Source organism: Pseudomonas sp. GL_135 (assembly GCF_057834665.1).
The window spans coordinates 3,769,951-3,790,431 of the sequence record NZ_CM174408.1 but is presented as its reverse complement, the minus strand read 5'-3'; the positions used below and the strand labels follow the sequence as shown (position 1 = coordinate 3,790,431).

27 protein-coding genes, 1 tRNA gene and 1 pseudogene are annotated in these 20,481 nt (G+C 58.5%); 20 read left to right on the top strand and 9 right to left on the bottom strand.

Annotated elements, in window-relative coordinates; translation table 11 throughout:
• Positions 1-17 precede the first annotated feature (17 nt).
• The 4 genes from AC3ISG_RS16900 to cysG are packed head-to-tail and all read left to right on the top strand — an operon-like array spanning position 18 to position 4,406.
• Positions 18-1,340, top strand: coding sequence for a replication-associated recombination protein A (locus AC3ISG_RS16900; protein WP_489297519.1), 1,323 nt, complete (start codon positions 18-20; stop codon positions 1,338-1,340).
• Positions 1,340-1,714: a fluoride efflux transporter CrcB gene (gene crcB / locus AC3ISG_RS16895; protein ID WP_489297518.1), complete on the top strand. Its 375-nt coding sequence runs from the start codon at positions 1,340-1,342 to the stop codon at positions 1,712-1,714. Before AC3ISG_RS16900 ends, crcB begins: the two co-directional genes overlap by 1 nt.
• Positions 1,715-1,730: 16 nt before the next feature.
• A complete protein-coding gene (gene serS, locus AC3ISG_RS16890; protein WP_122536350.1) occupies positions 1,731-3,011 on the top strand; it encodes a serine--tRNA ligase in 1,281 nt (426 codons plus the stop codon).
• The gene (cysG, locus tag AC3ISG_RS16885; protein ID WP_272635013.1) at positions 3,012-4,406 is read left to right on the top strand and encodes a siroheme synthase CysG; all 1,395 of its coding nucleotides are present in this window, start codon (positions 3,012-3,014) and stop codon (positions 4,404-4,406) included.
• Between the two features lie 203 nt (positions 4,407-4,609).
• Here cysG and AC3ISG_RS16880 read toward each other — a convergent pair whose 3' ends face one another.
• From AC3ISG_RS16880 to AC3ISG_RS16850, 7 genes are all read right to left on the bottom strand, one after another.
• The gene (locus tag AC3ISG_RS16880; RefSeq protein WP_489297517.1) at positions 4,610-5,611 is read right to left on the bottom strand and encodes a glutathione S-transferase family protein; all 1,002 of its coding nucleotides are present in this window, start codon (positions 5,609-5,611) and stop codon (positions 4,610-4,612) included.
• 97 nt (positions 5,612-5,708) lie between these two features.
• Positions 5,709-6,710, bottom strand: coding sequence for a glycosyl transferase family protein (locus tag AC3ISG_RS16875; protein WP_489297516.1), 1,002 nt, complete (start codon positions 6,708-6,710; stop codon positions 5,709-5,711).
• The gene (locus tag AC3ISG_RS16870) at positions 6,707-7,042 is read right to left on the bottom strand and encodes a TusE/DsrC/DsvC family sulfur relay protein (RefSeq protein ID WP_489297515.1); all 336 of its coding nucleotides are present in this window, start codon (positions 7,040-7,042) and stop codon (positions 6,707-6,709) included. The genes AC3ISG_RS16875 and AC3ISG_RS16870 overlap by 4 nt, the downstream gene beginning before the upstream one ends.
• On the bottom strand, positions 7,039-7,338 hold the full coding sequence (tusB, locus tag AC3ISG_RS16865; protein ID WP_489297514.1) for a sulfurtransferase complex subunit TusB: 300 nt from the start codon (positions 7,336-7,338) through the stop codon (positions 7,039-7,041). Before tusB ends, AC3ISG_RS16870 begins: the two co-directional genes overlap by 4 nt.
• Positions 7,338-7,700, bottom strand: a complete 363-nt coding sequence (gene tusC / locus AC3ISG_RS16860; RefSeq protein ID WP_489297513.1) for a sulfurtransferase complex subunit TusC — start codon at positions 7,698-7,700, stop codon at positions 7,338-7,340. The genes tusB and tusC overlap by 1 nt, the downstream gene beginning before the upstream one ends.
• Position 7,701: 1 nt before the next feature.
• Positions 7,702-8,094: a sulfurtransferase complex subunit TusD gene (gene tusD / locus AC3ISG_RS16855; protein ID WP_489297512.1), complete on the bottom strand. Its 393-nt coding sequence runs from the start codon at positions 8,092-8,094 to the stop codon at positions 7,702-7,704.
• Positions 8,095-8,208: 114 nt separating this feature from the next.
• Positions 8,209-8,880 (bottom strand): Bax inhibitor-1/YccA family protein, encoded by a 672-nt coding sequence (locus AC3ISG_RS16850; protein ID WP_122536358.1) that lies wholly within the window; start codon positions 8,878-8,880, stop codon positions 8,209-8,211.
• Between the two features lie 170 nt (positions 8,881-9,050).
• On the opposite strand from AC3ISG_RS16850, the gene AC3ISG_RS16845 reads away from it, so the two are divergent.
• Both AC3ISG_RS16845 and AC3ISG_RS16840 read left to right on the top strand, forming a co-directional pair.
• Positions 9,051-9,141, top strand: a tRNA-Ser gene (locus AC3ISG_RS16845).
• A 185-nt stretch (positions 9,142-9,326) separates the two neighbouring features.
• A complete protein-coding gene (locus AC3ISG_RS16840) occupies positions 9,327-10,139 on the top strand; it encodes an XRE family transcriptional regulator (protein WP_489297511.1) in 813 nt (270 codons plus the stop codon).
• A gap of 90 nt (positions 10,140-10,229) precedes the next feature.
• On the opposite strand, the gene AC3ISG_RS16835 is transcribed toward AC3ISG_RS16840, so the two are convergent.
• On the bottom strand, positions 10,230-10,550 hold the full coding sequence (locus AC3ISG_RS16835; RefSeq protein ID WP_272635006.1) for a DUF1654 domain-containing protein: 321 nt from the start codon (positions 10,548-10,550) through the stop codon (positions 10,230-10,232).
• A gap of 496 nt (positions 10,551-11,046) precedes the next feature.
• Here AC3ISG_RS16835 and AC3ISG_RS16830 point away from each other — a divergent pair, with 496 nt between their 5' ends.
• The 13 genes and pseudogenes from AC3ISG_RS16830 to AC3ISG_RS16770 all read left to right on the top strand — a co-directional run bounded on the left by AC3ISG_RS16830 (position 11,047) and on the right by AC3ISG_RS16770 (position 18,925).
• Complete coding sequence (locus AC3ISG_RS16830; protein WP_489297510.1) at positions 11,047-11,235, top strand: Com family DNA-binding transcriptional regulator; 189 nt, start codon at positions 11,047-11,049, stop codon at positions 11,233-11,235.
• A 5-nt stretch (positions 11,236-11,240) separates the two neighbouring features.
• Positions 11,241-12,101 carry a putidacin L1 family lectin-like bacteriocin gene (locus AC3ISG_RS16825; protein ID WP_489297509.1) on the top strand — a complete coding sequence of 287 codons (861 nt, stop codon included), beginning with the start codon at positions 11,241-11,243 and terminating at the stop codon, positions 12,099-12,101.
• Positions 12,102-12,302: 201 nt separating this feature from the next.
• Positions 12,303-13,136 carry a putidacin L1 family lectin-like bacteriocin gene (locus tag AC3ISG_RS16820; RefSeq protein WP_489297508.1) on the top strand — a complete coding sequence of 278 codons (834 nt, stop codon included), beginning with the start codon at positions 12,303-12,305 and terminating at the stop codon, positions 13,134-13,136.
• Positions 13,137-13,164: 28 nt separating this feature from the next.
• Positions 13,165-13,305, top strand: a complete 141-nt coding sequence (locus tag AC3ISG_RS16815; RefSeq protein ID WP_489299552.1) for a Com family DNA-binding transcriptional regulator — start codon at positions 13,165-13,167, stop codon at positions 13,303-13,305.
• A gap of 4 nt (positions 13,306-13,309) precedes the next feature.
• Positions 13,310-14,167: a putidacin L1 family lectin-like bacteriocin gene (locus AC3ISG_RS16810; RefSeq protein WP_489297507.1), complete on the top strand. Its 858-nt coding sequence runs from the start codon at positions 13,310-13,312 to the stop codon at positions 14,165-14,167.
• 117 nt (positions 14,168-14,284) lie between these two features.
• Positions 14,285-14,434 carry a Com family DNA-binding transcriptional regulator gene (locus tag AC3ISG_RS16805; RefSeq protein WP_489297506.1) on the top strand — a complete coding sequence of 50 codons (150 nt, stop codon included), beginning with the start codon at positions 14,285-14,287 and terminating at the stop codon, positions 14,432-14,434.
• Complete coding sequence (locus tag AC3ISG_RS16800) at positions 14,421-14,780, top strand: hypothetical protein (protein WP_172611479.1); 360 nt, start codon at positions 14,421-14,423, stop codon at positions 14,778-14,780. The genes AC3ISG_RS16805 and AC3ISG_RS16800 overlap by 14 nt, the downstream gene beginning before the upstream one ends.
• A gap of 232 nt (positions 14,781-15,012) precedes the next feature.
• Positions 15,013-15,330, top strand: a complete 318-nt coding sequence (locus AC3ISG_RS16795) for a phage holin, lambda family (protein ID WP_065989191.1) — start codon at positions 15,013-15,015, stop codon at positions 15,328-15,330.
• 41 nt (positions 15,331-15,371) lie between these two features.
• A complete protein-coding gene (locus AC3ISG_RS16790) occupies positions 15,372-15,758 on the top strand; it encodes a hypothetical protein (protein WP_489299551.1) in 387 nt (128 codons plus the stop codon).
• Entirely contained in the window at positions 15,667-15,906 is a 240-nt protein-coding gene (gene lysC, locus AC3ISG_RS16785) for an Rz1-like lysis system protein LysC (RefSeq protein WP_489297505.1), read from the top strand. The genes AC3ISG_RS16790 and lysC overlap by 92 nt, the downstream gene beginning before the upstream one ends.
• A 226-nt stretch (positions 15,907-16,132) precedes the next feature.
• Positions 16,133-16,558 carry a cell wall hydrolase gene (locus tag AC3ISG_RS16780; RefSeq protein ID WP_489297504.1) on the top strand — a complete coding sequence of 142 codons (426 nt, stop codon included), beginning with the start codon at positions 16,133-16,135 and terminating at the stop codon, positions 16,556-16,558.
• Positions 16,559-16,627: 69 nt separating this feature from the next.
• Positions 16,628-18,067: pseudogene (locus tag AC3ISG_RS16775) on the top strand (cache domain-containing protein); the annotation flags it as partial.
• A 102-nt stretch (positions 18,068-18,169) separates the two neighbouring features.
• Positions 18,170-18,925 (top strand): methyl-accepting chemotaxis protein, encoded by a 756-nt coding sequence (locus tag AC3ISG_RS16770; protein ID WP_489299550.1) that lies wholly within the window; start codon positions 18,170-18,172, stop codon positions 18,923-18,925.
• Positions 18,926-19,002: 77 nt separating this feature from the next.
• Here the strand turns inward: AC3ISG_RS16770 and AC3ISG_RS16765 are convergent, their stop codons facing one another.
• A complete protein-coding gene (locus tag AC3ISG_RS16765) occupies positions 19,003-19,203 on the bottom strand; it encodes a hypothetical protein (protein ID WP_489297503.1) in 201 nt (66 codons plus the stop codon).
• Between the two features lie 381 nt (positions 19,204-19,584).
• Here AC3ISG_RS16765 and AC3ISG_RS16760 point away from each other — a divergent pair, with 381 nt between their 5' ends.
• Positions 19,585-20,469 carry an EamA family transporter gene (locus AC3ISG_RS16760; RefSeq protein WP_122536361.1) on the top strand — a complete coding sequence of 295 codons (885 nt, stop codon included), beginning with the start codon at positions 19,585-19,587 and terminating at the stop codon, positions 20,467-20,469.
• Positions 20,470-20,481 lie beyond the last annotated feature (12 nt).

Sequence of the window (20,481 nt, the reverse complement as noted above, 5' to 3'; positions counted from 1 at the left end):
AGGGGGTCGCCTGTTCAATGGACCTGTTCAGCACTGAACCGATCGCGCAACCGTTGGCCGCCCGCCTGCGAGCGACCAACCTGGACGAGTACGTCGGCCAGCAACATTTGCTAGCCCACGGCAAGCCGCTGCGTGAAGCGCTGGAGCAGGGCGCGCTGCACTCTATGATTTTCTGGGGGCCGCCCGGCGTAGGGAAAACCACGCTGGCGCGGTTGCTGGCGAAAGTCTCCGACGCGCACTTTGAAACGGTGTCGGCGGTGCTGGCCGGGGTCAAAGAGATCCGTCAGGCGGTGGAGATCGCCAAGCAACAGGCCGGGCAGTACGGCCGCCGGACCATTCTGTTCGTCGACGAAGTGCACCGCTTCAACAAGTCGCAGCAGGATGCGTTTCTGCCCTACGTCGAAGACGGCACGCTGATCTTCATCGGCGCCACCACTGAAAACCCCTCTTTCGAACTCAACAACGCGCTGCTGTCCCGCGCCCGGGTCTATGTGCTGAAAAGCCTGGACGAGGGTGCGCTGCGTCAGTTGGTCAGTCGTGCGTTAACCGAAGAACGCGGGCTGGGCAGTCGGCATCTGACCCTGGGCGACGAGGCCTTCCAGACGCTTCTGGCTGCAGCAGATGGCGATGGTCGGCGGATGCTCAATCTGTTGGAGAACGCCTCGGACCTTGCCGAAGACGGCAGCGAAATTGACCCCGAGTTGCTGCAAAGCCTGCTGGGTGACAGTCGCCGTCGCTTCGACAAAGGGGGCGAAGCGTTCTACGACCAGATTTCCGCGCTGCACAAATCCATTCGCGGCTCCAACCCCGACGCCGCGCTGTACTGGTTCGCGCGGATGATCGACGGCGGCTGTGACCCGCTGTATCTGGCGCGACGCGTGGTGCGCATGGCCAGCGAGGATATCGGCAATGCTGATCCGCGCGCCTTGCCGCTGTGCATGTCGGCGTGGGATGTGCAGGAACGCCTCGGCAGTCCGGAAGGCGAACTGGCCGTGGCCCAGGCCATCGTTTACCTGGCCTGCGCGCCGAAGAGCAACGCTGTGTACATGGGTTTTAAAATGGCCATGCGCGAAGCCACTGAGCATGGCTCGCTGGAAGTCCCGCTGCACCTGCGCAACGCGCCGACCAAGCTGATGAAGCAGCTCGGTTATGGTGAAGAATACCGCTATGCCCACGACGAGCCGGACGCTTACGCTGCGGGTGAGGATTATTTCCCCGACGAGCTCGAACCGCGCCAGTATTACCAGCCGGTCCCCCGCGGCCTTGAGCTGAAAATCGGCGAGAAACTCAAACACCTGTCAGCGCTCGACCGTGCCAGCCCACGTCAGCGGAGAAAATAGTGATTCAGTTGATTCTTGCCGTGTCCGCCGGTGGCGTGGCTGGTACATTATTGCGCTTCGCCACCGGTAACGTCGTGGCGGCGAACTGGCCGCGCTACTTCTACACGGCCACGTTGGCGGTAAACCTGGTGGGCTGCCTGCTGATCGGTGTGCTGTACGGTCTGTTTCTGATCCGCCCGGAAGTCCCGATCGAACTGCGCGCCGGTCTGATGGTTGGATTCCTCGGTGGTTTGACGACGTTCTCGTCTTTCTCACTGGACACGATTCGTCTGCTTGAAGGCGGCCAGGCTCCTCTGGCCATTGGCTACGCCCTCATCAGCGTACTGGGCGGGCTGCTCGCAACGTGGGCCGGCCTGTCTTTGACCCGAATTTAATATACGAGAAACCGATATGCTCGACTCCAAACTGCTGCGTACTCAACTTCAGGACGTAGCGGATCGCCTGGCTTCCCGTGGCTTCACGCTGGACGTCGCCCGCATCGAAGCGCTGGAAGCCCAGCGCAAGACCGTGCAGACCCGCACCGAACAGCTTCAGGCCGAGCGTAACGCCCGTTCCAAATCCATCGGTCAGGCCAAACAGCGCGGCGAAGACATCGCACCGCTGATGGCTGACATCGATCGCATGGCCGAAGAGCTGAGCACTGGCAAGAAAGAGCTGGACGCCATCCAGTCCGAACTTGATGCCATGGCCCTGAGCATGCCGAACCTGCCCCACGAGTCAGTGCCGGTGGGCGCTGATGAAGAAGAAAACGTCGAAGTGCGCACCTGGGGCACGCCGGCGTCGTTCGATTTCGCGGTTCAGGATCACGTCGCCTTGGGCGAGAAGTTCGGCTGGCTGGATTTTGAAACCGCCGCCAAACTCTCCGGCGCCCGTTTCGCGTTGCTCCGTGGCCCGATTGCGCGCCTGCACCGTGCGCTGGCGCAGTTCATGATCACGCTGCACATCAACGAGCATGGTTACGAAGAGGCCTACACGCCGTATCTGGTTCAGGCGCCTGCGTTGCAGGGCACCGGCCAGCTGCCGAAATTCGAAGAAGACCTGTTCAAGATCTCCCGCGAAGGCGAGGCCGATCTGTACCTGATCCCGACCGCCGAAGTGTCGCTGACCAACATCGTCTCCGGTGAAATCCTCGACGCCAAACAGTTGCCGTTGAAGTTTGTCGCTCATACCCCGTGCTTCCGCAGCGAAGCCGGCGCATCGGGCCGTGACACCCGCGGCATGATCCGTCAGCACCAGTTCGACAAGGTCGAGATGGTGCAGATCGTCGAGCCGGAAAAATCCATGGAAGCACTGGAGAGCCTGACCGGTCACGCCGAGCGCGTTCTGCAATTGCTCGAATTGCCGTACCGCGTACTGGCACTGTGCACCGGCGACATGGGTTTCAGCGCGGTCAAGACCTATGACCTGGAAGTGTGGATTCCGAGCCAGGACAAATACCGTGAAATCTCCTCGTGCTCCAACTGCGGCGATTTCCAGGCGCGTCGCATGCAGGCCCGCTGGCGCAACCCGGAAACCGGCAAGCCGGAACTCGTTCACACGCTGAATGGCTCTGGCCTCGCAGTGGGTCGCACGCTGGTGGCGGTGTTGGAAAACTACCAGCAGGCCGACGGCTCGATCCGCGTGCCGGAAGTCCTCAAGCCGTGGATGGGCGGGATTGAGGTGATCGGCTAAATGGAATTTCTGCCGCTGTTCCATAACCTTCGGGGCGCCCGGGTGCTGGTGGTGGGCGGCGGCGAGATTGCCTTGCGCAAGTCTCGCCTGCTGGCTGATTCCGGTGCAGTGTTACGTGTGGTTGCCCCCGAGATCGGAGCGGAAGTGCGCGAGCTGATCGAGCGCAGCGGCGGGGAACAGATTCTGCGCGGCTACACCGAGTCGGACCTCAACGGCTGCGTGCTGATCATTGCCGCCACCGATGACGAGCCGCTCAATGCGCAGGTGTCAGCCGATGCCCGCCAGCGCGGTGTGCCGGTCAATGTGGTGGATGCGCCTGCGCTGTGCAGCGTGATCTTCCCGGCGATCGTCGACCGGTCGCCGCTGGTGATCGCGGTGTCCAGCGGTGGCGATGCGCCGGTGCTGGCACGGCTGATCCGCGCCAAGCTGGAAACCTGGATTCCACCGACCTACGGGCATCTGGCCGGTCTGGCCGCACGCTTTCGTCATCAGGTCAAAGGGCTGTTTCCCAACGTTCAGCAGCGCCGGGCGTTCTGGGAAGATGTATTCCAGGGGCCCATCGCTGACCGGCAACTGGCCGGGCAGGGCGCCGAAGCCGAGCGGTTGCTGCAAGCGAAGATCGACGGCGAGGCGCCGGCCACGACCGGTGAGGTGTACCTCGTGGGCGCAGGGCCGGGCGATCCTGATCTGCTGACCTTTCGCGCGCTGCGTTTGATGCAGCAGGCGGACGTCGTTCTGTACGACCGCTTGGTGGCACCAGCAATTCTGGATCTGTGCCGCCGCGACGCTGACCGCGTGTACGTGGGCAAGCAGCGCGCCGATCATGCCTTGCCCCAGGATCAGATCAACCAGCAATTGGTGGATCTGGCCAAGCAGGGCAAACGCGTGGTGCGACTGAAGGGCGGGGATCCGTTCATCTTCGGCCGTGGCGGTGAAGAGATCGAAGAACTGGCGGCCCACGGCATTCCCTTCCAGGTCGTGCCGGGCATTACGGCGGCCAGTGGTTGCGCGGCCTACGCCGGGATTCCGCTGACCCACCGCGATCACGCGCAGTCCGTGCGTTTCGTGACCGGCCACCTGAAGAACGGCTCTACCGACCTGCCGTGGAAGGATCTGGTGTCGCCCTCGCAGACGTTGGTGCTCTACATGGGGCTGATCGGGCTGCCGGTTATTTGCGAGCAGTTGATCCAGCACGGTCGCGCGGCCGACACCCCCGCTGCGCTGATTCAGCAGGGCACCACGGTAAACCAGCGCGTCTTCACCGGCACGCTGGCCAACCTTCCGCAATTGGTCGCCGAACACGAAGTCCATGCGCCGACCCTGGTGATCGTGGGTGAAGTGGTGAAGTTGCGGGAAAAACTGGCGTGGTTCGAAGGGGCGCAGGCGAGCGTCTGATTTCGCCGCGCTCCTGCCGAATCTCGCCCAAGAAACGCGACGTCTGTATGAGTGATCGGGGTGGCGCTCCACCTCGCTCGCGAAGACGGCATTCCACCCGCTGAAGATTTGGCGGCTGTACTGGCCTATTCGCGAGCAAGCTCGCTCCCACAATTCATCTCTCGATAGTCACACCTGCGGCTTCGTCACGTTTGATGAACCCTTCAACCGTTCTGCAAAATCCCTTTCCCGCTCAAACGCCCGCGATCATGTTCGCCGGTGAAATCCTGCTGTGGCCCTTTTGGCACGACGCCGGTCGGGTTGATGGTGGCGTGGCTCGCGTAGTAGTGATGCTTGATATGCACGAAGTCCACCGTCTCGGCCACGCCCGGCAATTGATACATCTCCCGCACCCAGTTGCTCAGGTTCGGGTAGTCGGCAATGCGCCGCAGGTTGCACTTGAAGTGCCCGTGGTACACCGCGTCAAAGCGAATCAGTGTGGTGAACAGGCGCACGTCCGCTTCGGTCAGGTATTCACCCGCCAAGTAGCGTTTCTCACTCAGCAGCGTTTCCAGCGCGTCGAGCTCGGCGAACACTTCATCGAAAGCCTCTTCGTAAGCACCTTGTGACGTCGCGAATCCGGCGCGATAGACACCGTTGTTCACGGCCGGGTAAATACGGTCGTTCAGCCGGTCGATCTCGTTGCGCAGCGGCTCTGGATAGAGATCCAGGTGATTGCCGGTCAGGTCGTCGAACGCCGAATTGAACATCCGGATGATTTCCGACGACTCGTTGCTGACGATGCGATTCAGCTGCTTGTCCCACAGCACCGGTACCGTCACACGACCGGTGTAATCGGCGGTGTCGGCGAGGTAGCGCTGGTACATAAAGGTGTGGCCATCCAGCGCGTCGCCGGTAGACCCTTTCTGCTTGTCGAACGTCCAGCCGTTTTCGCGCATCAGCCAGCTGACAACGGAGACGTCGATCAAACCTTCCAAACCCTTGAGCTTGCGCACGATCAACGTGCGATGGGCCCATGGGCAAGCAAGGGAAACGTACAAATGGTAACGACCGGCCTCCGCTTTGAAGCCGCCTTCACCCGACGGTCCAGGCCGACCATCGCGGGTGACCCAGTTCCGCCGTTTGGCCTGCTCGCGCTGAAAAGCGCCGTCTTTGCTGCTTTCGTACCACTGGTCTTGCCAGCGTCCTTCAACGAGAAGGCCCATGTCTGACTCCAAATTGAGCTGTACCGAAGTACGTTGGAGATCAGTCTAAAGACAATCGTTCGAACGAATAGCGCAAAGACTGGGGGGTAGCTATCGGCTAAATCGATCTGTCGCGGTTTGCCCAGTACTGCTCCGCCCGGGCGAAGGCTTCAGCCCGCGGCATCCCGAGGCCACGCAGTGCCAGCGCCATGGTCGCAATCAGCGCCAATTGCGGGTAACTGTCTTCGACATCGCCTTTCCAGATCGCGACCAGATGCTGCGGGTCGAGAGTCGCCGGCTTCACGTGGCGACGGTCCGACAACGCCGGCCATTCTTCGTCCCACGGCTGGCCATCGGTAGTGCCGTACAAGTGACTGATGGTGTCCGGGTTGATCTCGACTTCACCACCGTCGCCCTTGATCACGATGGCGTGGTCGCCGAGCAGGCTGCTGGCGTCACGATGCACGCCCTGATAGCCCGGATGGAAAATACTCTGCAGCCCGCAGCGGGCACCCAGCGGATTGAGAATGCGCGCCAGCGAGTGGATCGGCGAGCGCAGCCCCAGCGTGTTGCGCAGATCGATCATGCGCTGCAACTGCGGCGCCCAGTCGCCGAGGGGAAAGAACGCGATGTTCTTCTGCTCCAGCGCTTCACCCACCGCTTGCCAGTTGCGGCACAACGGAATGCCCAACAGCTCCAGCAACTGCTCGCTGTACAACCGGCCGGCGGTGTGGGCGCCGCCGCCGTGCATCAATACGCGCACGCCATTCTGCGCGAGGCACTTGGCCGCCAGCAGGTACCACGGCAGATGGCGCTTTTTGCCGGCGTAGGTCGGCCAGTCGATATCGACCTTCAGTTCCGGCGCATGCAGACGCTCGCGCACCGCTTCGGTGAAGCCCGCGAGCTCATCCGGGCTCTCCTCCTTGTGCCGCAGCAGCATCAGAAAAGCGCCGAGCTGAGTGTCTTCGACTTTTTCATCGAGCACCATGCCCATGGCTTCCCGGGCTTCGGCGCGGGTCATGTTGCGCGCACCACGCTTGCCTTTGCCGAGAATGCGAACGAAGGGCGCAAAAGGATGTTCGGCCGGGGTTTCGGTGACGAGAGGGGTGAAGTCGGTCATAGGCAATTGGTCGGCTTTGGCAGGCCCGCCAGCTTGGCGGCAAGTTTGGCGGGAGTGCCGTTGAACAGACGATTCAGGTGCAAACTGTTGCCCTTGTCGGCGCCCAGTTTCAGCGCGGTGTACTTGACCAGCGGCCGTGTGGCCGGGGACAGCTGAAATTCTGCATAGAACGCCCGCAGCAATTCGAGGATTTCCCAGTGATCGGGCGTCAGGGCGATGTCTGCCTCAAAGGCCAGGGCTTCGGCGACTTCGTTGGACCAGTCGTGCAGGTCCTCAAGATAGCCGTCTTTGTCCAGCGCAACACTGCGCCCGTCGACGATGAGCGGGTTCATAGCCACGTGTTGACCTTGTCGTAGTGCACCGAGAGTGCGACGAAGCCGGCGTAGTCGACACTTTCGGCCCAGTCAGGCAGCGCGATGTCTCGAGCGGTAGCGTCTTCATCGAGCACGAACAGCTTCAGGCTGCCGGTGTTCGCGCTCAGTGCCTCAGCAGTGGCGGTGTCTGCGCGCAACGCATAGGTCGCGTCGCCGCACAAAAGGATCGCGTCTTGACTGCCGAGCACGCGCAGGCAACTGCTCAGGCGGGCGTCGGTAAAAGGGGAGTGAGAGAGTACGTGCAGGGTAGCCATCAGATCGTGATCACCTGGTCGTAACGGTCAATGAGCGCGGCGATTTGCGTGTCATCCAGCACCTCAAGTGGCTCGACACTCAGCGCGGTCGGCTGCATCCCTCGCTGATTCAGGCTGGTGCCGCAGGCGTACAGGTCTTCCACGCCGAACATCGACAACGCCTGAAGGTTGGCGGTCAAGTCTTTCTGCTGCACCTGGCTGGCGTTCTGCGCCGTCGCCAACTGCAATACGCCATCGTCCATGAACAGCATGGCGACCGGAAGATCGAACGCGCCGCCGGCCAGGGCAATGTCCAATGCCTCGCGGGCATCCGGACCGGACCAGGGCGCCTGGCGGCTGATGATCAATAATGACTTCGCCACTTTAAGGCCCTCCGAAACAGATCAAGCGATCAGCCGCCTGGATCGCGTCATGCAGCTGACCCAGCCCCGACAACTCCCAAGGTGCCGCAAGGTTTGCCGCAGGTCGCGAGTAGCGCTCCGCTTCTTCAGCATTCAACACGCCCCGACGCAGGGCGGCGGCAATGCAGACCACGCCGTCAAGCTGGTGGGTGGTGACGAAATCACGCCATTGCGCGGCGGTGTCCGACTCGTCCTGGGGCGACACCACATTGCCGGACGCGCTGTGCACGCCCTCCTGATAGAAGAACAGGCGCACGATTTCGTGGCCCTGCGCCAATGCGGCTTTGGCGAACAGCAACGCGCGTCGGGAGGAGGGCGCGTGGGCGGGCGAATGCAGGGCGATGGCGAACTTCATGGGCGGCTCGGTGGTGCGCTGACAGGGAACATGGACGCAATGATAAAGAATTCACGAACGCCGGACAGCAAAAAGCCCGCCGAAGCGGGCTTTTTGTTGAAGCGGGCAAACTGATCAGTCTTTGCTGCCCATGATGCCGAAGATCTGCAGCAAGCTGATGAACAGGTTGTAGATCGATACATACAGGCTGATGGTCGCCATGATGTAGTTGCGCTCACCGCCGTGAATGATCGCGCTGGTCTGAAACAGAATGCAGACCGACGAGAACAGTACGAAACCGGCGCTGATCGCCAGTTGCAGGCCGCTGATCTGGAAGAACATGCTGGCCACCACGGCCCCCAGCAACACGAAGAAGCCAGCGGTGATGAAGCCGCCGAGGAAGCTCATGTCCTTGCGCGTGATCAGCACGTAGGCCGACAGACCGCCGAAGACCAATGCCGTCATCGCGAACGCGGAACCGACGACTTCAGCGCCGCCCTGCATGCCGAGGTAACGGTTGAGGATCGGGCCGAGGATGAACCCCATGAAACCTGTCAGCGCGAACGCAGAAACCAGACCCCACGCCGAGTCGCGCAATTTGTTGGTAAGGAAGAACAGACCGTAGAAGCCGATCAGCACAACGAAGACATTCGGGTAACGGAAGTTCATCTGTTGGGAGACGAATGCCATGACGCCGCTGAAGGCGAGGGTGAGGGCCAGAAGGCCGTAAGTGTTGCGCAGGACGCGGCTAACCTCTAGCTGCTCGACCTGCACGCGGTTGTTGACTGCGTAATCCTGTTCGCGCATGGCGCTACTCCTGATGGTAAAAATGAAGGGTTTGAAACCTCAAGTTGCAAAGATCATAACAGAGGCGAGGCAGCGCGCTAGCCGGAGAGTTTGACAGCTTGTTTCATTACGGTATTATGGCGCCCGCAAAGCGACGGAGGGGTTCACAAACCTCCAGCGCCAGATGCTTCGGGGAATTGGCAGAGTGGTTGAATGCACCGGTCTTGAAAACCGGCGAACGTTAATAGCGTTTCTAGGGTTCGAATCCCTAGTTCCCCGCCAAACACAGTAAAAAGCCCCGCTTATGCGGGGCTTTTTTCGTTTCCGGGGTCTGGTTTCGCTGCCTGCAGTTGATCGTAATCTATAGGAGCATCCTGCCCGGCCTGCTTGAAAATTAGCAAGTGCCAATTATACAAATGATAGCAGACCATAATTTACTGTATGCTAACCGGAAGCGATGATGGGACATGGACATTAACAAGCTTAGAGCTGAAGCCCTTAAAGCACTGATGGCCGGGGCCTCCCAGAAAGAGTTCGCCAATAAGCACGGCCTTGATGCGTCGTATCTGTCCCAGATTCTTAACGGGCACCGAAACCTCGGCGAGAAAGCCGCTGCGAATTTGGAAGAGAAGATCGGCCTCCCTTCGGGAAGCCTGGTCAGCCCTGCTGCGTCCGAGACTTCGGCGCCAGCAGTGAAGGCGGGGCTTTCAGCACTGGAACAGCTCAAGCAGTCACTTGCCAAGGTGAAAGGCTTTTCAAATGAGGCGCGGGACCGGATTGTGGCGGCGGCTGCCGACTCGGATGGGCAGAGCACAGATGTGCTTCCGGCCAATTTCGCCGCTCTTCGTCCTACCGATGAAGAGATTGTCATTCGCCAGTACGACATACGTGCAGCGATGGGTCACGGACAGGTGCCGCCTGATTACAATGAGGTGGTACGCAACCTGGTTGTCAGAGAGGAGATTCTTCGCGAGAAAGGTGTGACTTACACCTCGAAGACAGCTCTGGCCATGATCAGTGGCTGGGGCCAGAGCATGGAAGGAACCATCAACGATAAAGACCTGGTGATCGTCGACAAAGGCGTGCAGGACTTCATCGGTGAGGGCATTTACGTACTGACCTGGCACCAAGAGCTGTACATCAAGCGCGTGATGCGACTGGACGAAGAGAATTACCGGCTGATTTCAGACAATCAGCATTATGAGAACCAGACGGCAAGGATCGACGACGTGACGATCCATGCGAAGGTTTTATTGATTTGGAACGCAAGGAAGGCCTAGTTGCGTTGACGGACGTTGCTAACCAGGACTGGCACAGGCGGTTTGTTGAAGATACAGACGCCCGCTTAACAAGCGGGCTTTTTCGTGCCCTCAGAAAGGCGCGGCTTCCTCCAATACCTCGAATTCGTCCCGCACCTGGACGCGCGGATCGTTATCTGACGGCGCCACCCACTTCAGCGTGACCGAGCGGTCTTCATCGTTGAAAACCATCTCTATCCCATCCACTTCCGCAATAGCCCCCATCACCTCGTTCCACTCTCGATCGCCGTCAGTCTCCAGCTTATGGATCGTCACCCACATCTGATCTTGGGCGATTGGGTGGTTGATCATGCCCGCCACCCTTAGGTTCAGGCGCTCCAGGCTGGACATGGGCTCGCGCTCTTGAGGCTTTTTCTTCTCTGGTAGGGACATCAGTTTCTCCTTGGTTACTGTATATACGTACAGCTTTCGTAAGCATAACGGCAGTCAGCTGTTTGCAAAACCCCTGTCAGAAATATCGACCTACCTCGAGCGACCGACATCCATCACAGTCGTGTAAATAATTTAGCATTAGCTGTTGACGCGTCATTTAGCGTTTGCTAATTTTCATCCATCGCAGCGATTTGCCGCAGCGGTACATGACTGGTGAAGCCGCCAGATAGCCTGGGACCAGCGAAGTGGTCTCCCAGCCCCGACAAGGGATCGACTGGATCAGAGCTCTTTAAGCAGAACGGAATCACCGATTTCACTGGCTGGCCTTGGCAGCAGGGTCAGACGGGAAATCAACGAAGAAAGAGGGGGCAGTCAGGCGGGTGCACTAACACTCACAGGGATCGCCAGATCGCAGGTTTTAACTGCAAACCGGCCGAGGCTTTTACTCTCCGCGCGAGCGGAGCGGAGTCTGGCAAAAACCAAAAGGCTTCGCAGAATGTTGAAAGATTGCAGATGTGGAAAGTGCAAAAAACTTCTCGCCCGTATCGGTGAGATGACACAGCTCCAGATCAAGTGTTCCCGATGCGGGACGTTGAATCATGTGAAGGCCACGAGCCCCGAGCTATCGCCTCTGAGCGACATGAATGCGGAATCCTCCGCACACAATCATTCGACTCAAGGGTAGAAAAAATGAAAGATCCAGCACCAACACCATTTACCGGTTCAGGCTCTTCGGTATTGCCTCCTAAGCAATCTATGACTATCGGTCAGTACCTTGTCTCTCCGAATGGCAAATACAGACTTGTTTTGCAGTCGGACTCAAATCTCGTTCTGTGGGATGGCGATACAGCGTTGTGGGCAGGGAATACTGACCAGCCTTACAGTTTCAACGCCTATCATGAGAAATATAAGTCGACCAGATTCTACGTGAGCAACTCTGGATTCCTGGAGGACTCTCTGCGGCAGCGTAACTGGGTTATGAGCACGCAAAACTCCTCAGACGACGGTCTATGGGATCGATCGCACCTAGTCGTTCAGGACGATGCCAACATCGTGATTCTGGACGTCAGAGCAGTATTCTCAAGTAACACCAAGGCGGCCCTGCTCCCCAACGCAGCTGGTGTGAACGTCATCCCGCCTGGTACTTATCTGGAAATGGGGCGTCAGTATCCAGCTGGCGATTTCTTTCTGGTGTTCCAGGCTGATGGAAACTTGGTGGTTTACACCAAGGCGGGCGTAGCCGTCTGGCATACACACACTTACGGCATGGATGCTAAAACCGCAGTGATGCAAACGGATGGCAACTTCGTAATTTACAACTCGACCGGCGTAGCGCTGTGGAATACTGAAACGGGCAAATTCCCAGGCGCCTACGCCCAGTTGCAAGGCAACGGGGCGTTCGTGATCTGTACCGGAGTTCCGATTTGGGCGCGTTTTGGGTGGAAACCAGGTAAGCCATCGCGGCCTGTGGTTTACCCAAATCACGCGGATCCTTTGGAGAACAGTACTGATGCTTACCCGACTTACGGTCATATCGGCTATGAGTTCTAATCGGTCTCAGCGTGGATCACCTGCCTGGCTGAGGCTCGATCTCTCCAAAATGGAGTTTGGTGGGTATATAGGTCGCGTATTGAAAAAGCGACCGGTACGGGATGCTGAATCATGTGAGGGCCACGAGTCCGGAGCTATCGCCTTTGAGCGAAACGAATGCGGATCCTTCCGCAACTCTCATTCGCCTCAATAGGTAAAAAAATGTCAGATCCAATACTTACGCTGTTTGGCGGTTCGGGCACGTCGGTATTGCCCCCGAACCAGGCAATGACGATCGGTCAATACCTCGTTTCGCCTAACGGTCGTTACAGGCTTGTCCTGCAGCCTGACTCCAATCTTGTTCTTTGGGACGGAGATACTGCTTTGTGGGCAGGCAATGATGATCAGCCTTACAGCGAGAACGCGGCTCATGCGAAGATTAAAATCACGAGGTTTTACGTCCAGGGGGGCGGATATTTGGAGGATTCGCTCCGTCAACGCCTGTGGGTTATGGACACCGGTGGCGTAGGAGACAAAAGTGTCATTTATCGCTCCCATCTAGTAGTTCAGGACGACGCCAACATTGTGATTTTGGACGTTAGGGCCGTGTTCTCAAGTAATACCAAGGCGACGCTGCTCCCTAACGCCGCTGGCGTGAACATCATCCCGCCCGGCACCTATCTGGAAGTAGGGCGGCAGTACCCCGCGGGCGATTTCTTTCTGGTCTTCCAAGCCGATGGAAACTTGGTGGTTTATACAAAAGCGGGCGCCGTCGTCTGGCACACCAGTACCTACGGTAAGGATGCCAAGACCGCGGTTATGCAAACTGACGGCAACTTCGTCATCTACTCGTCCACTGGTGTGCCACTGTGGAACAGCCAAACCGGCGGGTTCCCAGGCGCCTATGCCCAGTTGCAAAGCAACGGTGCTTTCGTGATTTGTACCGGTGTCCCTATCTGGGCGCGTTTTGGTTGGAAGCCTGGGAAGTTGCCTAAGGTTTTTTACCCCGATAACGGTCCATGGAAAACGTTCGATCGCGTGATCTACACCTTCTGAGGTCCTACCACACTAACTTCTCGCCCATATCGGTGAGATGACGGAGCTCCAGATCAAATGTTCCCGATGCGGGGCGTTGAATCATGTGAGGGCCTCGCGCCCCGAGCTATCGCCTTTGAGCGACATGAATGCGGAATCTTCCGCAACAAATCATTTCACTCAAAGGTAAGAATATGAGTAATCCAGCACCAGTTCTATTCGCCGGCTCAGGCACATCGACACTGCCTCCGAAGCAATCGATGTCTGTAGGTCAGTACCTTGTTTCTCCAAATGGCCGGTATCGGCTCATCCTTCAGTCGGACTCTAATCTCGCGCTCTGGGACGGTGATACTGCTCTATGGGCCGCGAATAACGATCAGCCTTACAGTAGAGATACATTGCGCCAAGAAACCTTAAAGCTCACCCGCTTTTTCGTAAACGGCGAAGCCGTTTTGGAAGACTCACTGCGCCATCGCCTATGGGTGACCTCCGGTAGCATCACTAAAGAAGATCAAAGAGACCGATGCCACTTGGTGGTTCAGGATGATGCGAACGTAGTGATTCTGGATATTCTCCCTGTTTACTCCAGTGCTCACGTGGATCTGCAAGCCGGTACGCTCGTGAATATCATCCCGCCTGGAACCTCTATGGAAATGGGACGGCAGTATCCAGCAGGCAATTTCTTTTTGGTTTTCCAAGCCGATGGGAACCTGGTGGTTTATACAAAAGCGGGCGCGGTTGTCTGGCACACCAATACCTATGGCAAAGACGCCAAGACCGCGGTTATGCAAGGTGACGGCAATTTCGTAATTTATTCGTCTACCGGCGTACCGCTGTGGAACACTGAAACGGGCAAATTCCCCGGCGCCTACGCCCAGTTGCAAAGCAACGGCGCTTTTGTAATTTGCACCGGTGTTCCGGTCTGGGCGCGATTTGGATGGGAGCCGAAGAAAACGAAATCCCGGCCGGTCTTCTACCCGGATCATAAGGATCCGGTCGAAAATGGTACTGATGCGTTTCCAACCTACTTTCACATTGGCTATGAGTTCTAATCGGACTTAAAGCGGCTCACCCGCCTGTCTCGACCCTAACTTATCTTCAAGTGGGTTTTGGCGTGCGGGCTGGGCAAATGTGAAAAGCGCAAAAGACTTCTCGCCACTGTCGGCGAGATGACGCAGCTCCAGATCAAGTGTTCCCGATGCGGGACTTTGGATCCTGTGAGGGCCACGCGCCCCGAGCTATCGCCTTTGAGCGACATGAATGCGGAATCCTCCGCAGAAATCATTCAACTCAAAGGTAATCATCATGAGCGTAGTTAAAATCGGCAAACACTTCCGCACCGTTATGCCTAACGGGATGGTTCAACTCGTCGCCCCCAGCGAAAACACCGACGGCTTGGTCATTCAGACCGCGTCGATCAACCCTGCAAGTGGTTTTGTGAACCTGTATGCATCTCTCACTCCACCAGCATCGATTGGCGACCTGAACACCCGCATGATTTTCAATGGCAACGGCAACGGCGTCTCTGGCGTCAACTCCCAGGTTGAAATGCCAAACCCGTTGTTTATTCCTGCAGGGATGGGGCTGTGGGTAACGAGCGGCAGCTGGGGTTCAACGGCTGTAACCGGCTCGCTGGCTATCACTTGGGATGTGGTTGCAGCGTAAGCACCCCGTTGTTGATGTAGAAGCGAAGCCCGGCAATTGGGTCGGGCTTCGCTCATTACTTCCAGGGCCGCTTTGGCGCGCGCCATAGGAAGAAATGCACTTATTCAGAGCCTCGGCATTCACCGAGCCTTTTTTATTCAGTCCTGCCACGCCTATCGCTCTGAGCCAGGAGTGCTGCAGGGCTGCCCCATTCCCCGAGCCCGGAAGGGCGGACTGTCGGAGGTCAACGAAGATGCCGGAAAAAACACCTGACTTCTGGGCGCACGTCTGGCTGATCATCACGACGCCGCTCTGGCAAGGAGCGATCATGGCCGCAACCATTTCCCTATTGCGCGTGCTCTATGAAGGCAAAGAAGCCAACAAATGGCGCGTTGTGCTTGAAGCGCTGATCTGTGGTGCATTGAGCCTGTCAGCCAGCAGCGTCATCGAATGGATGGCCTGGCCGTCGAGCCTGTCCGTCGCCGCTGGCGGCACCATAGGGTTCATCGGCGTGACGGCGATCCGCGAGCTGATCATCCGGTTCCTCGGACGCAAGGCGGATTCGTTATGAGCCTCGAACCCGTTGTCGCAGTTGCCAAGGTAGGCGCCACATTGCGAACCGTTGCGGTCGCCATCGTCATTGCCATCGTCATGGGCCTGCTGATTGCCATCCAGCAGATCCGCGTGGTCACGTTGCAAGGGGCCATCACTGTCGAGGCCAATGCCAGGCAGGAAGCAGTCGATGCCAATAAGGAAAGCCAGGCCACGATCACCACGCTGCGCGCCGAAGCGCAGCGCAACGCCGACTACACCGCCGACCTGGACAAACGCATCAAGGCCAGCGAGGACAAAGCCAAGAAGGCGAGGAAAGAATTCGATGATCTCAAGCGCTACAGCAAACCTGTTCGTGATTGGGCTGCTCAGCCTCTGCCTGACGGCCTGCGTGGCAAAGCCTCAAGTGGTGACAAAGACAACAGCCATAAGGCTGAAGGCCCCTGAGCTGATTCCGTGCGAGCGGGTCAATGCGCAGGATACCGATTTGCGTGACAACGGCGACGTATGGGAGCTGAAAGATCAGGCCATCGAGCTGCTCGACACATGCGCCGACCAGGTCGATGCGCAGATTGTTCGAAGCAAGAATAAATAAGCTCATTTCATTTGAGATGCGTCGAATCTGAACGTGGCCGTGAACCGTCAAAGGTCCTGGTTCTTCTTCGCGCCTAGCTTCGAACATTCCCGATGATCATGCAGGAAAACCGTGTTGGACCGCTGCCTGTCGCGCGCAGGCGATTCTCCAACTCCCGCCTAAAAAAGCACATCCGATTTGCCTGGTCTGCCGTTGAGCGGGCTATTTTTTTGCCTGGAGAATAGTCATGACCGTGACTGATAAAGATCGCGACGTGCTCGCTCGCACGCTGTATGGCGAAGCTCGCGGGGAGGGGCTTGCGGGAATGCTGGCCGTGGCCTGGACGATCCGCAACCGCGTGAATGATGGACAAGAAAAGTCATGGTGGGGCGAGGGCTACGCCGGGGTATGCCTGAAGCCCTGTCAGTTCAGTTGCTGGAACAAGGGCGACCCGAACTATCCGTCCGTGAGCGGCGCGCGACAGATCCCGCTCCGCGAATTGGCGCAGTGCCAAATCGCTGCCGACCAAGTAATCGACGGGAACGTGCCAGACCCCACCGGCGGGGCGACTCACTATTACGCGACCACTTTGTCGAGGGCTCCGGCGTGGGCTGCCAGTGCCAAGCGGACTCTAACACTCGGGAGCCACCTGTTTTTCAAAGACGTTCCGTGATCTGCGGCACAGTCATCAGCAAGCCGTCCGGGGCAGGCTCGTCTGTGAGCGGCGGGCCCTTCACCGTCAATGGCTTCGCCATTTTTCGCAAGCCTACTGATTTACCCACCCCTCAAAAATATCGGTAAAACGGTCGGCGCCAAGGGCGATGGCGCTGCAGTCGATTTAGGAATCAAGCGGCCGCGCCGATATAAGTTGCACGTTCGATGCATCCAAGGCACACCCATGTTCAATCGCTTCTCTATTCAGTGGAAAATCACGCTGCTCGCAGCCCTTTGTCTGTTGTTCATCGTGACGCTGCTGGTCGGTGCTTCGTTGTATCAGTCGCAACGCAGTGCCCAGGTCGTCCAGGCTTCCAGCACCGCCATGCTCCGGGAGTCCGCGCAGAAGCGCATGGCGGCTCGCGGCGAGAGCCAAGCCCTGCGCATCCAGCGTTATTTCATGGACGTTTACCAATACAGCGACGGTTTTGCCCGGCAAGTGAAGATGCTGATGGCCCAGGCCCGGCAGCACGGCATCGCCCCGGCTTCCGTGCGTGCTGATCTGTCCTCACAGATACACAATGCTCTTCAAGGCAACCCCAATCTGCTGGGGCTGTATGTGGTATTCGAGGCCAATGGTCTTGATGGGGAGGACGAGCAGTTTGTAGACCAGCCGGCTTTAGGCAGTAATGAAAAAGGCCGCTTCGCCCTGTACTGGTCACAGTCCAGTGACGGAACACTCGAAGCCGAGGCCATGAAGGAAAAAGTACTCACTGACACCACAGTGATGAGCAACGGCGCTCCTTATAATTTTTGGTACACCTGCCCTGTTGCCAGCGGAAAAACCTGCGTACTCGATCCCTATGTAGATGAAGTGGACGACGTCAAAACTTTAATGACCAGCATTGCTGTCCCGCTTGTCGTAGAGGGCAAGGTCGTGGGTGTGGTCGGGGCTGACATTAGCCTGGCCAGCCTTCAAGAGATCAGCAACCAGGCAAATGCCGAGCTGTACGACGGCCATGGCCACATCAGTATTGTCAGTCCCTTGGGTCTTTTCGCTGCCCATAGTGGCGATGCCTCGTTACTGGGCAAACCCTTAAGCACCGGCTTTGGTGCCCAGAGTGATGAGCTCGTTCGCCTGACGGCGGGTGGTCGCTCGCAGATGCTGCATCAGGGGCCGATGCTGCAGGTGCTGGAACCGCTGCTACCCATTCCAGGCGCCAAGCCCTGGAGTGTCCTGCTCGAAGTGCCAGAAGAAATCCTCACCGCGCCGGCGAGGCAGCTTGAAGCCGAACTTGACAGCCGTCGCTCCAGCGACAGCCGTATGGCGCTGGGCATCGGCTTGCTGGCCGTTATTGCCGGTCTGGCACTCATGTGGCTGACCGCCCGTGGCGTAACTCGCCCAATTCTGAAAGTAGCCGATATGCTCAAGGACATCGCCACCGGCGAAGGTGACCTTACTCGGCGCCTGGATTACAAAAAGGAAGACGAGCTGGGCAAGTTGGCTGGCTGGTTTAACCGTTTCCTCGACAAGCTGCAGCCGATCATTGCCGACGTGAAGCTATCCGTGCTGGACGCACGTGCCACCGCTGACCAGTCGGCCGCCATCGCAAAACAAACGAGCGACGGGATGCAACAGCAGCTGCGTGAAGTGGATCAGGTGGCAACCGCTTTTCAGGAAATGAGCGCCACCGCCCATGATGTCGCGCACAATGCCGCGCAAGCCGCCGAAGCCGCCCGCAGTGCTGATGACGCGACCCATGAAGGGCTGGCCGTCATCGACACCACCACCACGGCCATTGAATCGCTGGCCGACAAGATGACTGAGGCGATGGGGGAGGTCGAGGGTCTTTCCAACAGCAGCCAACAGATCGGCTCTGTACTGGAAGTGATCCGCTCGATTGCTGATCAGACCAACCTTCTGGCACTCAACGCGGCCATTGAAGCTGCCCGTGCCGGTGAGGCCGGGCGTGGTTTTGCTGTGGTGGCTGACGAGGTGCGCAACCTTGCCAAACGCACCCAGGATTCGGTTGAAGAAATCCGCCAGGTTATCGAAGGCCTTCAAAGTGGCACGCGCGAAGTCGTGGGTACCATGGGCACGAGCCATGAACAGGCGCAGAACAGCGTACGCCAAGTGGAGCTTGCAGTGAGTGCGCTCAGGCGCATCAGTGCCGCGGTCGGGATGATTACGGACATGAACCTGCAGATCGCCAGCGCCGCCGAAGAGCAAAGTCTGGTGGCGGAAGAGATCAACAGTAATGTGGCCGCTATTCGCGACGTGACGGAGAGCATTTCCCTGCAGGCGGGCGAGTCGGCGCAGGTGAGTCAAATGTTGAATAAACTGGCCAACCACCAGCAAGCCCTGATGGGTCAATTTAAAGTCTAGGGAAGCCGACGTATCTCGACTGAACGTCAAGGTTGTCGTTACCTCAATTGAGGCAGCTGGCTTCCCGGCGCATTCCCTTAGAGGTCGGCGTCGCCCAGAAGCTCGCCGGCGTTTTTCTTGCCGGCCAGCTTTGGTTGATCCTTGTGTCGGCCAAACACGAAATCCGGCCCGCTGTTGCCCGCCACTACGGCAAGCAATTTCCAGCCTTTGCCTAATAGATCGTTGGCACCCGAGGTGCTGCTGGTGGTGATCACTTCGGCTACGTCTTTAAAGTCCATCGATGCGGCTCCTTTGCTGGGTGGATGGCCGCGCCAGCATGGCGCGGCCGGGGCTTCTGTCTGCGATCTGCGAAACAGCGCGGCAGTGTTACACCAGGGTTGTTGCTCCGGCATCATTCCCAGAGAGCCCCATTCACGTTATTCCGAGAATGGCCTGAGCCGTTAGTTCCCGGTTTTAGAAGGGGTAGCACTCAACCGGAGATTTATCGTTGATGGGTAGCAGCAAGTGCTCAGGGCCGCAGAATAGCGGCGTGAGCCGCCGAGAAAAGCATGCGAACCCCCTGCAACGCCCGTTCGGTTGAACACATCCGTGTGCTCCTGCACAATTCGACGTGCCCATTTCGCCCAGCAGCGCGCTGCAGTCACCTCCCAAGGAACCCCATGCCGTTTAAAGACCTGTGCCTGGCATTGCTCGTCATCATTGCGTGGGGTTTGAATTTCATCGTGATCAAATACGGCCTGGATGGCCTGCCGCCGATGTTGCTCGGCGCGCTGCGGTTCACGCTGGTCGCGATTCCCGCCGTGTTTTTCATCCGCCGTCCAAAGCTGCCGTGGTTCTGGCTGCTTGCGTATGGAGCGACCATTTCTTTCGGCCAATTCGCCTTTCTGTTCGAGAGCATGGCCCGTGGGATGCCACCGGGGCTGGCCTCCTTGCTCCTGCAGGCGCAGGCATTCTTTACCCTGCTGTTCGCCGCGATATTCATCGGTGAGAAATTACGCGTGTACAGCGTGGCTGGCTTATTGATCGCCGCAGGCGGGCTCACCCTCATCGGCATGGGCACGGGGGCCGCAACTCCACTGCTGGCGGTGTTGCTGGTGTTGTGCGCGGCGTCGATGTGGGCGTTGGGCAATATCATCACGCGCCGGTTTGGGAACGTCGATCTCGTCGCCCTGGTCGTCTGGGGGGCGATCGTGCCGCCGCTGCCGTTCCTCGCCATGTCGTTGTGGCTGGAGGGGCCAGCGCTCATTGAGCATTCACTGCTCAATCTGGGATGGAGCTCGGTGCTGTCCCTGGCTTATCTGGCCTTCGTCGCCACGCTCTTCGGCTACATCAGCTGGAGCAAGCTGCTGTCGCGCTACCCTGCGGGTAAAGTCGCGCCGTTTTCCCTGCTGGTGCCGGTGGTCGGCCTCAGTTCCTCAGCGTTGGTGCTGGGCGAGCGACTCAGCGTGCTGCAATGCGCGGGCGGTGTGCTTGTGATGCTGGGTCTGACGGTAAACTTGCTCGGCCCCAAGCTGTTCAATCGCGGGCGGCAAGCGACGGCATGAGGCGAAGCGTTT